General features: G+C 50.9%; 10 protein-coding genes. 3 read left to right on the forward strand and 7 right to left on the reverse strand.

Going from position 1 to position 16,522, the window contains the following annotated elements:
• Together H8L32_RS24275 and H8L32_RS24280 are read right to left on the reverse strand one after the other, a co-directional pair.
• Positions 1-3,057 (reverse strand): glycosyltransferase family 4 protein, encoded by a 3,057-nt coding sequence (locus tag H8L32_RS24275; RefSeq protein WP_186950279.1) that lies wholly within the window; start codon positions 3,055-3,057, stop codon positions 1-3.
• 667 nt (positions 3,058-3,724) lie between these two features.
• On the reverse strand, positions 3,725-4,657 hold the full coding sequence (locus H8L32_RS24280) for a LysR family transcriptional regulator (protein WP_186950281.1): 933 nt from the start codon (positions 4,655-4,657) through the stop codon (positions 3,725-3,727).
• 106 nt (positions 4,658-4,763) lie between these two features.
• Between H8L32_RS24280 and H8L32_RS24285 the strand changes: the two genes are divergently transcribed.
• Both H8L32_RS24285 and H8L32_RS24290 read left to right on the forward strand, forming a co-directional pair.
• Positions 4,764-5,798 carry an NADP-dependent oxidoreductase gene (locus H8L32_RS24285; RefSeq protein WP_186950283.1) on the forward strand — a complete coding sequence of 345 codons (1,035 nt, stop codon included), beginning with the start codon at positions 4,764-4,766 and terminating at the stop codon, positions 5,796-5,798.
• A 4-nt stretch (positions 5,799-5,802) separates the two neighbouring features.
• Positions 5,803-6,498, forward strand: coding sequence for a hypothetical protein (locus H8L32_RS24290; protein ID WP_186950284.1), 696 nt, complete (start codon positions 5,803-5,805; stop codon positions 6,496-6,498).
• Positions 6,499-7,548: 1,050 nt separating this feature from the next.
• Here H8L32_RS24290 and H8L32_RS24295 read toward each other — a convergent pair.
• The 5 genes from H8L32_RS24295 to H8L32_RS24315 all read right to left on the reverse strand — a co-directional run bounded on the left by H8L32_RS24295 (position 7,549) and on the right by H8L32_RS24315 (position 14,819).
• Positions 7,549-7,968, reverse strand: coding sequence for a gamma-butyrobetaine hydroxylase-like domain-containing protein (locus H8L32_RS24295; protein WP_186950286.1), 420 nt, complete (start codon positions 7,966-7,968; stop codon positions 7,549-7,551).
• Positions 7,965-8,393, reverse strand: a complete 429-nt coding sequence (locus tag H8L32_RS24300) for an HIT family protein (RefSeq protein ID WP_186950288.1) — start codon at positions 8,391-8,393, stop codon at positions 7,965-7,967. The genes H8L32_RS24295 and H8L32_RS24300 overlap by 4 nt, the downstream gene beginning before the upstream one ends.
• Positions 8,393-12,367, reverse strand: a complete 3,975-nt coding sequence (locus tag H8L32_RS24305) for a DUF3683 domain-containing protein (RefSeq protein WP_186950290.1) — start codon at positions 12,365-12,367, stop codon at positions 8,393-8,395. Before H8L32_RS24305 ends, H8L32_RS24300 begins: the two co-directional genes overlap by 1 nt.
• A 447-nt stretch (positions 12,368-12,814) precedes the next feature.
• Positions 12,815-14,116, reverse strand: coding sequence for an HAD family hydrolase (locus tag H8L32_RS24310; RefSeq protein WP_186950292.1), 1,302 nt, complete (start codon positions 14,114-14,116; stop codon positions 12,815-12,817).
• 211 nt (positions 14,117-14,327) lie between these two features.
• Entirely contained in the window at positions 14,328-14,819 is a 492-nt protein-coding gene (locus H8L32_RS24315) for a YqaA family protein (protein WP_186950294.1), read from the reverse strand.
• 113 nt (positions 14,820-14,932) lie between these two features.
• On the opposite strand from H8L32_RS24315, the gene ilvA reads away from it, so the two are divergent.
• Positions 14,933-16,468 (forward strand): threonine ammonia-lyase, biosynthetic, encoded by a 1,536-nt coding sequence (ilvA, locus tag H8L32_RS24320; protein WP_186950296.1) that lies wholly within the window; start codon positions 14,933-14,935, stop codon positions 16,466-16,468.
• Positions 16,469-16,522 lie beyond the last annotated feature (54 nt).

Consider the following 16,522-nt stretch of genomic DNA (forward strand, 5'->3'; position numbering starts at 1 on the left):
TTAGTTATCTATCACGGCGCGTTGAATAAATTCAAGTCGCTCACTAATTCGCTGCCCTATTACTGCCGGACTAAATTCTTCCTGCATGGTTTGTCTGGCTGCCTGGGATATCCGGCTTCTGTATTTTTCATCACTAACCAGCAAAGCCATTTTTTCCGATGCATCTGCACAATCTGCTTCTGCCCATTTCTGTCCGGCACGATAAACACCGATGTCTTCCTGTATGGTTACCAATTTGTAATTGACCAGGCAAGAATTATCGGCACGCATGAATTCTGTATTACCAGACCAGTTTGTTGCCACCACAGGCTTACCCAGGAACATGGCTTCTGCCGGTCCCAGACCAAAGCCTTCAGAGCGGTGCAAGGATATCAATGCATCGCACACCGATTGCAGGTCATACACTTCCTGTCTGGATAAAGTCTTGTTAATCCAGATGATATCCTCCCGCGCGGCTATGCGCTTGCGCAAGGCATCTGCATCCGCCTCATGGTGATGCGCATTCTGGGTCTTGATGACCAGAATGGCATTCATGCCATATTGCGAACAAGCAAGCTCAAACGCCTGCAAAGCAGCCTGAGGATTTTTTCTGGCTTGATAAGAAGAAAAATCATACATCATCAGGAAAATAAATTTACCTTCTGGCAAGCCAAAAGATGCGCGGCTTGCCGCCTCACTGACCTCAAAACTGACTGCATGCGGAATCCGGACCACGGGAATAGCCGAACTTTTTGCAATGGCTTGCTGGACAAAACCAGTCGGCACCCATATTTCGTCCAGTTCACCAAAACCACCAAAATGCTCTTCCTGCATGTCTGGCAATTCCCAGTGCCAGTACCCGATATTGTAACGAGAGAAGAAATGCGAAGGCAGGCTGGCGCGTGCTTCAGGCATTTGATCCGCATTGATATGGAAAACATTGATACGGTGCACCGGTTCATCCACCAAGCGTTTCTCGACGCTACTGTCTTGCACACGGCTGAAATTATTTTTATTGAAATCTATGATTGCCGCATCTATGCCTGCTGCATCAGCCGCCAGCGTAAATTGACGTAAAGACTGCCCCACGCCGTGTTCAGAGCGCGCATAGCCAATCACGTTTACCCCCGGTGGCAAATTGGGTTTGGCCGGTTTGGTATGCGGATCTTTGGCATTAAAGACATTCAGTTCTCCAATATCTATCGATGCCAATTGCAATGACAGGTGCCGGGTATCATCACTGATGCCCAGTTCTGCCGGAACGAAGCTGTGTTCGGCTACGATATGCAATGTTGCCGGCCATTGTTGCGGAATCTCATCGAGCGTCAGACTGACATCAAATTCCCCGCTCTGCACCAACAGCGGATAACTTTTCCCGTCATTCAGCGACACACTCAGTTTCAGTTGCGACTGACCGTGTGCACGCTGATGCAATTCACCCATGTGATGGCCGCGAATTCGCAGTATCGCAGACGAAAATTCAGGAACGGAAAATTTCGCCTTCGCGCCCATCCATAAATAATCTCCTCCTGATTCTATAAAAACGCCGGAATGCTGTTCTATCAGGCGATGTCGTCTGGAAGGATTTTGCGTTAAACGTGGCACATGAGCGACACGGCTACGCAAGGGATCAAAGCGCTGTGCATCATCAGATTTCTTCAATCCCATGCGCCCTGCCAGCCTTGACTGACGAAATTGCCGATATCCTATTTTCAGAAAATCGCCCGGTCCACGCACACTTTGATATTGCATCAGGCGTGCTGCACCGAGCGCACCACCGGTTGCCCGTTTGTGCGCATAAATCAATCCCCTGGCCCAGATCGACACGTCTTTGCCAACGATATCAGTCGAATATGCGTTGAAATCACCGGTTTCAACCAATTCTTTCAAGGCCCATTTGACGGCCTGTACATACTCATCAGGAATACCAACTTCTACCGCACCCGATTCAGTAAACCAGCGGTAATATGCTTCCCGTGAACTGGCAAGAGGATCTGGAAACGCGTGCTGCAAATGGCTATGCTGCATCCAGAGAGCACGTAAAATAACAGGCAGACCACCCATCATGCTGGCGACAAAAATCCCGCTGTCATGAAACGGATTGGCACCTGCCCGGGTGCGTAACTCTTCTACATCACGGTACATGGCCCTGATTTCTGCGGGAATACCAACACCGTCTTTGAACACGCCAAAAGCGTAGGGATGTTGCCGATACTCAGTGTGTCCATGCTTCAGAACCAGAGCGGCATATTCGAGCGCAAGTTCACTCGCCTCGCCTATATTGGCCATGGTATAACGGTTTTGATGCTTGGAAAATGGCTTGGGATTCAGAGGATTGAAGCCACTGAAATGGAAGAAGCGTAAAGGACGACCGGCAGCGAACCAGGCACCATTCTCGCGTGTGACCGGGCGATGGTTCAGATTCCAGTACGCCACGTTATAACCGGTGTCTCTCAGAATGGCAAAACCACCAAACATGCCAGGCGCGAGATCCACCCATTTTTGATCAGTGAACAAGCCACGGGCAGGGTCAGATACTGCGCCGTATTCCAGTTTTTCTTGCCACCACTTGATGAAGGCATCCGATTCAGGCTTGTCACCAATAGCCAGAAATCCAAGATTATAGGCACCGGCCCGCATAATTTCGAGCTCGCCCGGCATCAGGCCATCATCCAGCGCTGCAGTAAGATGTGGCGTAACGACAGCCGCAGCCCCCTGGTCCAGCAAAGACTCGACATCTACCAGGCGATCAATCACCAGAATATCCGGGTCTATATAAACAACGCGCTCATAGCCCTGTTGGCGCAAATGCGCAAACATCCAGGGCTTTGCTGCTGTATTCAATTCCATAATGCCGTATCTGAACAAAAATTCATTCATTTTTGGCAAAGGCAATTGCTCAATGGTCAAACTTGAGAACAGCTCACCTCCAAAATTTTTAACATCTTCACATCGGTCAACCAACAAAACATGCCTGTCCCATTCAGGGTGTACGCTGGACAGGGATTCCATCAAGGTTTTGGCAAAGGCTCCGTAATTGAGCGAAACGATAGTAAATACAGCTGTTTTTTTTGTCATTTCTAAACGTGTTTAATGTAAATTCTTTAATGTAGATTGATGAGCCACCCGCATTTTATCGTTTTATCAAAACAAGAGAATGCTCTTACATTGATTAGTCGCAGGTATTGCTACGGAAGTTGAGTCTCGCCTGTATAGAAAGCATCAACTCGAAAGCATCAGGTCGAAAGTATCAAAGGCATATTACTTTCGCCAATGCCTCGTAGAACCGGGTTACGATCTTAATTACGGTCTTAATCGCGTGCGCAATCAGAGTCCACGCAGGGCCCATATGCCGCTCAAAATGCGCATGTACACAGAGTACATGTCACTTTGCGCGCTGCGCCTGGTTGCCCTGAACACTGCCCTGACCCCGCTGACGCATGCCCGCTAAAGATCGTAAACAGCTTCTGGCGAAATCTCCGAATATATCCTGAAGCACCTTACCATTTTTGACGTACTTGCTAGTTTTCAGGCAGACAACATTTTTCCATTCAATTGAAGATTTTGAGGAAAATTATATTGGTTGTTTCATTTCATGATCGACAAGAGTTGTGATTGCAGGACATTCCGGTTTGAATAAATAATCGCCCGCTATAGTAGTTCAAATCATCTTTTCAGGCACAAAAACTTCTCGATCCATCATGTCAGAAAGTACAATTTTCATTCCTGACGGCATCTCAAATTCTCATTTGAATTTTGCATTTGTATTAATTTTTCCAGACAAAGTACAGGCCAGATTATTTAACCATACAGGTGCATTCCTGGCGTTCCACACGAAACAAACTTCTTCACGACATTGAAAACCGCAATCACTGACTTCGAGCCTGACCAATTCAAGATCATTCAGAGCAAAGTCTGGCAAGTAAGCCAGTGCTTTGCCGGATTTGACCATCATCAGCAATAACTGCAGATCATCTATCCAATACCTGATCTTGCGTGGCAGTTGATCGTCACGCCACCCATCAGAACGGCCGCCCCTGCGTTCACCGCAAAATAATGAGCGCGAGGGGCTGACAAAATCACACTCCAGCACCTGGGCTGCGCTAAGCTGTGGAATCTGTCCTTTCTCGTCACGCCTGGCTAGCGGATGCTGATAACCGGCAAGCAATTGCAAATCCAAAGCACCAAGCTGTATGGTCTGCCAGTCAGCCTGCCAGTGTTTGCTGCGTCCATTGATCACTTCCCCGGTGACCATGGCAGCACTTGCTTCGCCACGTTCAAGCGCAGCCAGTGCATCTTCTTCAAACAAAGAATCAAATTGCAATGTCACGCCCCCGTAACTGGACATCGCCTGTGTAATTTGCTGGGCATGACGCCACAACAACACAGCAGGCCCCGCAATCTTGCAGGCAAAACTGGCTCGTTCCCCGCCCATGTCCGCTTTCATCTGATCCGCCATGGACAACATATTGCGGGCAAATTCCAGCATGCGCTGACCGCCTGCATTCAAACTCAATTGCTTGGCAGAACGATCAAACAGCAAGGTATCCAGATCAGCCTCCAGTCTGCGCAAGGCTTTGGATACGGCAGATGGTGTCAGGTGCAGTTCCTGCGCAGCAGCGCCCAGTGAAGGTTGTCTGGCGACGCAAGCAAAAATTTTCAGGTCTGTCAGGTTCATTTCAACTTACATTTCCAAATTGGACATTAAAAGTGAATATATATTGCTTTACTGGACATTTTATCAGGTCTAGCATGATGCTACTTTCTTCTATCCCGCCTTCATCATGCCTATTTCTGAAAACCTGCTGCACCAGCAATGGATATACACCAGCCATCCAACTGGCATCGTCACTGACGCACATTACGAATTACGCAGCCAAGCGCTTGAAACCACACTCGATCGCGACGAAGTATTGATCGCCGCCCGTTATATCAGCGTCGACCCTTATATGCGTATCAACCAGTCATCCAAACCGACCTATAACCCGGAACCACATCCTCTCAATGCCGTGCAGGCCGCCGGTGTGGTCGGCCAGGTATTGGCATCGAATGCCACCAGTCTCAAGGAAGGTGACTGGGTATTTGGCATGACAGGCTGGCAAAGCCATGCGCGCGTGCATGTCAGTGCGCTGACCAAGATAGACCCGACCATTGCACCTGTCAGCACCGCGCTGGGCGTACTGGGCATGCCGGGCCGCACCGCCTGGTTTGGCCTGACTGAAGCTGGTAAGCCGCATGCGGGTGAAGTCGTCGTGGTATCTGGCGCAGCAGGGGCAGTTGGTTCGCTGGTCGTGCAATTCGCCAAACGTCATGGCGCAAAGGTTTTAGGCATCGCCGGTGGCGCAGAAAAATGTGCATGGCTGAAAGACAAACTCGGCGCCGACTGGGCGCTTGATTACAAGACATTCAGCAATGACGAAACACTGAGCCAGGAAATCCTCAAACTCACAGGCGGTGTTGACGTATATTTCGACAATGTAGGCGGCATGGTCACCGATGCCATCATCCCCATCATCAAACGCCGCGCCCGCATCATTATCTGCGGCCAGATCAGCCAATACAACGGCGGCCTTGACGTGCCAGAAATGGGCCCACGCCTGCTGCAACACATGCTTTACCAGCGCGCCACCATCCAGGGCATACTGGCCCGCGATTACCTGCACCGCATGGACGAAATGCTGGCTATCGTCGCGCCCTGGGTCAAAGCAGGTGAACTGATATTTGAAGAAACCATCATCGACGGCTTTGAACAATTACCAAAGGCATTGAATTCATTATTCACAGGCGAGCATCGCGGCAAATTGCTGGTGAAGGTATAAAGCAATGAGACGCTTATTATCTTTATTCCTGCTCAGCTTTTGTTGCATCTTCAGCGCTCATGCCGAAAACAAACACGGTCCCACCTGGGGCGTACATGGCATGCTACTGTTCGGCAACAGCGAAGGCATGTATGTCTCGCACCTGCCCATGTTCCACGCACCGCATGATTACCAGGTCGTATTGCAGATACGCTGCCTTGATCAACAACTGGATGCAGCCATCAAAGCCAGGCTGGAACAAAAACTGGTCTTGTGGACCATGGAACCAGAACAATTCGAGATCGCCAGACTGGCCGCAGACAGCAAGCTGCCACTGAAACAGTTCAAGGCAAACATCGTGCTTGGTCATTTTGAACAGGGTGGCAAGCTCGAGTACAAGGATGTGCCAGTAGTCGTAGAAAAGACGCTGATCTTCCGTCAGTTATCGCCACAAATGCGCGAGAGCAAGCAAGCTGTTTATCATCAGATAGGCAGCGGCACGCAACGTTTCCTGTTGAAGGAAATTGATAGCAGGCCTGACTTTGATCATATGCTGGCGATCAGTGTGCCTGCGAACGCGGCAATGTCGGATGTGGTGATGAAGAAGACGGGATTGCAGGCGGTGAGTGATGCGGAGTTTTTACAGGTCTTGCAGGGCAAGGTGGATAAACGAACTAGAGTGAAGGGAACGATTTATCTTGATCGGGCGGATTTGGAGTAAGTGGACAAGCTGGACACGCGTCACCCACCAGCACACATATTAGCGTCGGTTTTGAAGTTGCGGTTGCTTTTGACTTTTGCAGTTCCCATGTGTCGACGCCGTTTGTGCGGTACAGAAAATGGAAAGAGAAGGGCCGGTGTTTGAGCCGCAGGCGAGTTTCGGACCTTCCCATTTTTTGTACCGCACAAACGGGAACCCCGCAGGGGCGACGACGCCTGGGTCGCCTTTTTGGCATCCCTTTTTGGCGAAGCAAAAAGGGATGTAGCTGCCGGTCTACCACCGGCCTGCAATCTTAAATAACCTATGCACGTATTTGAAAAGCTAATTCTCAAAGTCATACGATTATGGCGTTAATAAGCTTCACGGCATACCACGAACGTCACTGGATTCCAGCCAAAAGCACGCTGGAATGACGTTAATCAGTGCACATATTAGCGTCGGTTTTGAAGTTGCGGCTGCTTTTGAAGTTGCGGTTGCTTTTGACTTATGCAGTTCCCATGTGTCGGCGCCGTTTGTGCGGTACAGAAAATGGAAAGAGAAGGGCCGGTGTTTGAGCCGCAGGCGAGTTTCGGACCTTCCCATTTTTTGTACCGCACAAACGGGAACCCCGCAGGGGCGACGACGCCTGGGTCGCCTTTTTGGCATCCCTTTTTGGCGAAGCAAAAAGGGATGTAGCCGCCGGTCTACCACCGGCCTGCAATCTTAAATAAACGTGTGCAGGTAGTTAAAAATCGAACTCAGAAATATCGCTTCGTTTTCTTGAACATACGTTGATCGAAGGCTGAGTGTTGGGCTGATGAAACGTAGCCCAACCTACGAATTTTCCCTGGCGTGCAATCGTAAATTAACGAATGCAATCATCATAAAATCGACTCACAAAATCGCACGATACTGACATTAATAAACTACACGGCATACTACGAACGCCACTGGAGCGCCAGCCCGGTGGATTCCTGCCTGCGCAGGAATGACGTTAATATAATCACGGCTTATCAAAAGACGGCAGTGCTAGTCTACACCTGAGACGTGAAATCTGAGATAGGGGCTCATTCAATGTTTAGTCCCACAACTCCCCCCACCCTTCACCTGCATAGGCGCATCCCGCCCAGTCTCCCCGGCAAACCCCGCCGCCTGCAATTTTTCCAGATATTCCTGCCATACCTGAACCTGGTTTTCACCCAGCCAATACAGATAATCCCAGGTAAAAATCCCCGAACTATGCTGATCAGAAAAAATGGGCTTGATCGCGTAATTACCAACTGGCTCTATGCCAACCACACCAACATCCCGCTTGCCAGTCTGTAACGTTTCCTGCCCCGGCCCATGGCCACGTACTTCAGCTGATGGTGAAGACACACGCAGCAATTCAAACGGCAAAGAAAACTCCTTGCCATCATCAAAAGCGACTTCAAGTACCCGCGATTGTGTGCGGGCGTTCAGCGAAGTTGGTTGTGGTTTGCCTATGCTCATGACGAAAAATTCGAAATAATGGTTTGCCTCAACTGCGGCAATAACAGGTGACGTGCGTTCAGTGCAGGCTGCTCAGCCGCATCGCTGCGCGCAGCAGCCCAGATCGGGTTAGGGAAATGCGCATCATCGGTATAGCGCGGAATCAGATGCCAGTGCAGATGCGGCACCATATTGCCCAGGCTGGCGACATTCATCTTGTGCGGTTGCATGACTTCACGCAGCGCAGCTTCTACCTTCCAGACTGCCTGCATGAAAACGGCTCTTTCCGACTCAGACAAATCCGTCATTTCCTTCACATGCGCATTCCAGATGACGCGACAAAAGCCGGGGTAGTTTGCATCATCAACGAGGATGACGCGAAACTGATCGGTGCTGACGAGGATATCGCCAGCACCGGCATCACATAATTCACAAGCAATGGTCATTACACCAGCACCCTTTCTATACCGCCGTTATTGGCTTTGGCGACATATTCCGGCATCCAGTTTGGTCCCAGGATATGCTTGGCCATTTCGACGACGATATAGTCTGCGGTCGTGCCAGAATCTTCATCGTAACGCGTCAAGCCTTGCAGACAGGCCGGGCAGGATGTCAGGATTTTGACGTCACCTGTAAAGCCATCAGCACGCAGTTTGTCTGCGCCCTTGTTCATTTCTTCTTCTTTGCGGAAACGAATCTGGGTAGAGATATCGGGACGCGACACCGCCAGCGTACCGGCCTCACCACAGCAGCGATCATTCTTCTCTATCTTCACATCATCAACCGTGGTGATCAGCGCATTCACCGTTTTTAACGGGTCCTGCAATTTCATCGGCGTATGGCAAGGGTCGTGATACATATAGCGCGTGCCATTCACCGCAGCCAGCTTGACATCTTTTTCCAGCAGATATTCATGGATATCGATGATGCGGCAACCAGGGAATATCTTGTCGAATTCATAGCCCTGTATCTGGTCATAACAGGTGCCGCAAGAAACCACCACGGTTTTGATATCCAGATAGTTCAGGGTATTCGCCATGCGATGGAACAGCACGCGGTTGTCGGTGATCATCTTCTCGGCTTTGTCGAACTGACCGGCACTGCGTTGCGGGTAACCGCAGCACAGGTAACCTGGTGGCAGCACAGTTTGCACGCCTACATTCCACAACATCGCCTGAGTTGCCAGGCCGACTTGTGAGAACAGCCTTTCTGAACCACAGCCAGGGAAATAGAACACGGCTTCAGTATCTGCCGTCGTCGTCTGCGGATTGCGGATGATGGGCACCATCTTGTCATCTTCAATATCCAGCAAGGCACGTGCGGTCTTCTTGGGCAGATTGCCCGGCATTTTCTTGTTGATGAAGTGAATCACCTGCTCGCGTATGACAGGCTTGCCCAGGCTGGCCGGTGGTGCCTTGGTCTGCTTTTTGGCGAGCTTTTTCAATACCGTATTGCCCATGCGCTGTGCCGCCACACCCCAGCCAAAAATCACCTGACGCGCCGCCTTGATGGTGGCCGGGTCTTTGGCATTCAAAAAGAACATGGCCGATGCCGTGCCGGGGTTGAACGACTTCTTGTCCATCTTGCGCAAGAGATTGCGCATATTCATCGACACATCACCGAAGTCGATATCAACCGGACAGGGGGTCACGCATTTATGGCAGACCGTGCAGTGGTCAGCCACATCTTCAAACTCTTCCCAGTGCTTGATGGAGATACCACGGCGCGTCTGTTCTTCATACAAGAAGGCTTCGACCAGCAACGATGTCGCCAGGATCTTGTTACGTGGCGAATACAGCAAATTCGCACGTGGCACATGGGTTGCACAGACAGGTTTGCACTTGCCGCAACGCAGGCAGTCCTTGACGCTATTGGCGATCGCACCGATATCGCTTTGCTGCATGATCAGCGATTCATGGCCCATCAGGCCAAATGAAGGCGTATAGGCATTACGCAGATCAGCAGCAAACTCAGGCAGGTTCAGCAACTTGCCCTTGTTGAATCGGCCTTCAGGATCGATACGTAGCTTGTACGAACGGAAATCCTTGATTTCATCTTCAGTCAAAAATTCCAGTTTGGTGATACCAATGCCATGCTCGCCAGAGATAACGCCGTTGAGCGAACGGGCCAGTACCATGATGCGGGCAACGGCATGATGCGCCACCTGCAGCATTTCATAATCATCAGAATTGACCGGCAAGTTGGTATGCACATTGCCATCACCCGCGTGCATGTGCAAGGCGACGAAAACGCGGCTGCGCAAGATTTTTTTGTGCACGGCCACGCATTCATCAAGTATCAGCTTGAAGGCACCGCCATTGAAAATCTGACGCAATTGTGCGCGTATTTCTGTCTTCCACGATACCCTGATTGTCCTGTCCTGAACGATGGAAAACACGGTCGCATCCGGCTGAATCTTCAGTCTTTCATCGAGGACAAATTCGAGCTTGTCCAGGCCCAGGGCCAGCAGTTCTGCTTTCGCTGCGCTCAGGGGCTTGTCCAGATTATTCAGCAAATACGTCCAGCGTACTTCTGCTTCCTGCAACAGAGCGTCAGCCTGGTTGACGCGGTCTTCCAGCAGTTCAGATGCAGGGATATCATCGCCAGCGGCATCTTCACTCTTGCCCAGCGGCAGATTACGCCTGGCGAAAAAGCCCTTCAAAGCATCCAGCAGGGCCAGCTTGTTTTGTATCGATAATTCGATATTGATGCGCTCTATGCCATCGGTGTATTCACCCATGCGATTGAGCGGTATCACCACGTCTTCATTGATCTTGAAGGCATTGGTGTGTTTGGAAATCGCTGCCGTCTTGGCGCGATCCAGCCAGAATTTTTTGCGTGCTTCCGGGCTGACGGCAACAAAGCCTTCACCAACGCGAGTATTGGCAATGCGTATGACTTCAGACGCGGCCTGGGCCACGGCGTTTTCATCATCACCAACGATGTCGCCAAACAAGGCCATCTTGGGCAAGACACCGCGTTTGGATTTGGTCGTATAACCAACTGCGCGCAGATAACGTTCATCCAGATGTTCCAGGCCCGCAAGGATGGCGCCACCCTTGCGGGTCTCGCTGTCGAGATAATCCTTGATTTCAACGATACTCGGTATAGCATCACGTGCCTGGCCGAAGAATTCCAGGCAGACGGTGCGGGCAAATTTCGGCATCTTGTGCAGGATCCAGCGCGCCGACGTAATCAAACCATCGCAGCCTTCTTTTTGCACACCCGGCAAACCCGCCAGGAATTTATCGGTCACATCCTTGCCCAGACCTTCTTTGCGGAAGACGCGGCCCTTGATGTCTAGCTGCTCGGTCTTGAATGGCTGCTTTTCGCCCGGATGTGTCCATTCCAGCTTGAACTTGGCCATTTCCACATCATGGATTTTGCCCAGGTTATGCTCAAGGCGTGTGACTTCCAGCCAGTCACCATTCGGGTCCACCATGCGCCACGAAGCCAGGTTATCCAGCGCCGTGCCCCACAATACCGCCTTCTTGCCACCTGCATTCATGGCGACATTGCCGCCTATGCACGAAGCTTCGGCAGATGTCGGGTCAACCGCAAACACAAAACCTGCTTTTTCAGCCGCATCCGACACCCGTTTGGTGACGACACCGGCACCGGAATAAATCACCGCATAATCACGGTCCACACCGGGCAGGCGTGTCATTTCCACAGCACCCAGCTGTTCCAGTTTTTCGGTATTGATGACAGCCGACAAAGGCGTCAGTGGTATCGCACCACCGGTATAACCGGTGCCGCCGCCACGCGGGATGATGGTCAGACCCAGTTCGATACAGCTTTTGACCAGACCAGCCATTTCATCTTCGGTATCCGGCGTCAATACAACAAACGGATACTCGACACGCCAGTCAGTCGCGTCAGTGACATGCGATACCCGGCTCAGGCCATCGAACTTGATATTGTCTTTTGCGGTAAAACGCGCCAACAGCCTGTTGGCTTTCTTGCGCAAATCATAGGTATCACGGAATTCTTTGGAAAATGCAGCCACGGCCTTGCGTGCGCCCTGCACCAGCATCTCTACGCTATTGCTGCGCTCGGCATCGGCATCATTGGCAGTGCTGAGGCGGCGTTTTTCAACTTCGGCCAGCCTGTGGTTCAAGGCATCAATCAGATCCTGACGACGCTTGGGATTATCCAGCATATCGTCTTGTAGATACGGGTTGCGACGTACTACCCAGATATCACCCAGCACTTCATACAGCATGCGTGCAGATCGCCCTGTCTGGCGTTTGCCGCGCAATTGATCAAGCAATTGCCACGCATCTTCACCCAGCAGGCGGATGACGATTTCGCGGTCAGAAAACGAGGTGTAGTTATAAGGAATTTCCCGCACGCGGGTAGGAGTGGCACCTTGGGGCGTGTCAGCAAGCAGGGCCTGGATTTGGGCTGGAGCGTTCATCAGTGACGTGGTTGGACGGATTTTTAAACGTCCATTCTAACTTATTGCGATGCACCACGCTCCAACAGCCTTGAAGTTTATACGGTAATGAATGGTGTTTCTGGCAATTTTCCAAATGGAATTTGGCAAAAACCGCAAGAAGTAGCGCAAAAACGGCTATCTTTGCAAATTCATCACAATTGAGACCATGCAGAAGCCAGGTGGATAAATTTGATTTACATCGTTTGTCGTATTTTACACTTACCTGCAAGCCAGACTTGATCGTTTTTTACCAGAACTCATTTCATCAATACGTCAACAGGGATGAAATGAGTTCTGCATTCATTCTGGTATCAAATCGTGACATGACTCTGGCTTCTCCAAAGCCAGCAAGCAGAGCCAGAACCGCAAAAAGCATGGTAAGGTTCTGCGACAGCACACCACAATCAAGCCACATTCAAACCACAATCAGCCCAGCATCGCTGGCGCAGTCTTACCGTATTTCAATGTGGTTTCCACTGGCAACCAGTTACCTGTCGATTCCTGGCGACCTTGCAGCAAAAAGCGCGGATGCGCTTCTTTGGCGGCATCGGCAGCCGCCTTTGACAATTCACCGATTTTACCTTTTTTCAGACGGTTCACGACCAGGCCGATTTCTGTTTCTGTGAAATCGCGCAACATGTCGTAATCTCCATCGCTGTCACCAGCGACAAATACCGGGCCATAGCCTTTTTTGGCAACCAGCTCGCGCTTGATGACAACAGATTTTCCTGGTCCCCAGTTCAAAGGCCAGTCTTTGCGGTAGGCGTTTTTGTAGACATCGCCGTTTTGCTCAAGACGCAGGCCCAGGACGTTTTCACGTTGTACGTGGTAGCCATATTTTGGATTGGTCGCGAATACGGCAACCACATCTTCCAGCGAAGCGGTGCTGACATACACGTCGAAACCATTTTGACGGAAAGTGTTCATCAGTGTTGCCACTTCTGTGCACAGGCGTATGCCATGAAAGTGGGCTGTCGTGATGACGCCAGCCACACCAGGCAGCGATGACGGGCTGCTGTATTTGGTCTTGGTCAGGCTCATGCCCAAATTGGCATCATTCGATGCTTCTGCCAGGGCGCTGACTTCGCCGACTGTCATATTGGCGAAGAAGTAGATGACCCATGGGTAACCGACATTCACGCCATGCGTGTCATTGACTGCTTCGTACAGGAAGTAAAGCTTGGCGCGGAAATCCTGGAACTGGGCTGTTTCTACAATGTCTTCCAGGCTGCGGCTACCAGCCATGCCTTTGTAGTTACCATGCAGATAAGCGTAGTCACTGTCGAGATCGGTGCAAATGCTTTCCAGGTCCAACTGCTTGCCTGCGGCATTTTTGTAGTCCGCAGTAAAGTTACCAGCAGGTACATTCTGACGGATGATGGCAGAAAACTCTACAGGCGTCAGTTTGAATGCCAGGTGATTGATCTGGTACATCAGCAGCGCTTCTTCGCAGTCATTCATGATACTGGTGTTATCCCAGTCAAACACGGCGTAAGGCTTGCGCTTGGCAGAATAGCTTTTGCTGGCACTGCCATGGCGCGTGATCAGGGCCGCGACCAATTCACGGTTGCGTGGTGACCATTTTGCGGCATCCAGATATACATTGCTTGCTGGTGCGGCTGGCTTTGCCAGTGCTGGCCCGGCCAAGGTGGCAGTTGCTGCTGTGGCCACCAGACCATGCAAAAATCCACGACGTGCTGGCTGGTTTGCTGATTTGCTATCTTGCATTTGATTTCCTTGTTATCGATATGCCTGAGCAAAAAGCTACGGCGGCCAGCCTGAAGGCTTTCAGGCAGACTAAAAGCATATTTTTTATTCTGTGAGAGAATCATGGTAAGCAGGAATTGTGACAAGCCTGTAAAACGGAGGTTTTTTTTGGAAAAAATCTATTAGAACTCACTTCATCAATAGGGGTGAGTTCTCAAGTGAACAAACCCAATCAGACAATGTAATTGGCAATGCTGCGCCAGAAGCCGTCTGGCAGTTTCAGCAGCAGCCAGGTAATGAGGATGTAGCGCAGGCACTTGCCTATCGCCATATACATGACACTGGGCCAGAACGGCATTTTCAGCCAGCCGGCCAGAGTGCAGATGGGGTCGCCGATACCAGGCAGCCAGGACAGCAGCATGGTTTTTGGTCCAAAATGCTGTAACCAGCGGTACCAGTAGCGTTCTTGTTCCTTTTCAAAAGCCTTCTTGGCGGCATAACCCATGCCATAGTCAACCACACCGCCCAGGGTATTGCCCACCGTTGCCACCAGAATCACCAGCCAGAAAATACCGGGATTGGCTTTGATGACGGCAAAAACCGCCGGTTCCGATCCCAGTGGCAATAAGGTTGCCGAGATAAAGCTGATCAAAAAAACCGATGTCAGGCCGATTTCAGGCAGGGCCAGAACGCTCAATAACCAGTGTATGCCTGCTTCTATCATCGTGGTTTGTCATGTCTGTAAAAGGCATCCATTATAATGGCGCCGGTAATTTCAATTAAGTAAGCATCAAATTAGGCATCAATCCGTCATTTTTAACCATAAATAAGACATCCATGAGCACCGATTATCTGAAGAAGATCCTGACAGCGCGCGTCTATGACGTCGCATTTGAAACCCCGCTGGAACTCGCATCCAGTCTGTCGGCACGCATGGATAACCGAATTTACTTCAAACGCGAAGACATGCAGAGCGTGTTCAGCTTCAAGTTGCGTGGTGCTTATAACAAAATTGCCCATCTCACCCCGGCGCAACTGAAACGTGGCGTCATCTGCGCTTCTGCCGGCAACCATGCGCAGGGCGTGGCCCTGAGTGCCAGCAAAAAGGGTTGCAAGGCTGTCATCGTCATGCCAACCACGACGCCGCCGGTAAAAATCGATGCCGTGCGCACCCATGGCGGTGATCTGGTTGAAATCGTGCTGTTTGGTGATTCGTACACCGATGCCTATGGCCACGCACTGGAACTGGAAAAAAAACGCAAGCTGACCTTTGTCCACCCCTTTGATGATCCGGACGTGATTGCCGGCCAGGGCACCGTGGGCATGGAGATTTTGCGTCAACATGCCGAACCCATCCATGCGATTTTTGTTGCCATCGGCGGCGGCGGCCTGATCTCTGGCGTGGCCGCTTACGTCAAGGCGGTACGCCCTGACATCAAGATCATCGGTGTGCAGACTACTGATTCTGACGCCATGGCACGCAGTCTGAAGGCTGGCAAGCGCGTTACCCTGAATGATGTTGGACTGTTTTCAGATGGCACGGCTGTCAAGCTGGTCGGTGAAGAAACCTTCCGTCTGGCCAAAATGTATGTGGATGAAGTCATTACTGTGGATACCGACGCCGTTTGCGCCGCCATCAAGGATGTATTCCAGGATACCCGCAGTATTCTGGAACCCGCCGGTGCGCTGGCCGTGGCCGGTTGCAAGGCCTATATAGAACGTGCCAAGGCCGACAAAAAGCCGCTGAAGAACGAGGCCCTGATCACCATCGCCTGTGGTGCCAACATGAACTTCGACCGTCTGCGCTTTGTCGCCGAACGTGCTGAAGTCGGTGAAGCACGCGAAGCCGTGTTTGCAGTGACCATCCCGGAAGAGCGCGGCAGCTTCCGCCGTTTCTGTGAACTGGTGGGTGCACGCAATGTGACGGAATTCAATTACCGCATCAGCGATGAAAAAGCCGCCCATATTTTTGTCGGCATACAAGTACACGACAAGCAGGAATCTGGCAAAATTGCCAAGAATTTCGATAAACACGGCTTTCCCACGCTGGACCTGACCCATGACGAATTGGCAAAATTGCATATTCGCCATCTGGTGGGTGGCAAAAGCAGCCTGGCAAAAGATGAATTACTGTACCGCTTTGAATTCCCGGAGCGTCCGGGCGCGCTGATGCGCTTTTTGAACAGCATGGCACCAAACTGGAACATCAGTTTGTTCCACTATCGTAACCACGGTGCCGATTACGGCAGAACTTTAGTTGGTTTACAGGTTCCAAAGAAAGAAATGAAAGCATTTCGTGAGTTCCTGGCAACATTGGGTTACCGCTACTGGGATGAAAGCAAGAATCCCGTTTATCAATTATTTTTGGGCTAATTATTTTTAGGTTAATGCGGTTTGATTTAGCCTGAACAAGCAATAGCAACAACG

This window comes from Undibacterium hunanense (assembly GCF_014284335.1).
Classification (GTDB): Bacteria; Pseudomonadota; Gammaproteobacteria; order Burkholderiales; family Burkholderiaceae_D; genus Undibacterium; species Undibacterium hunanense.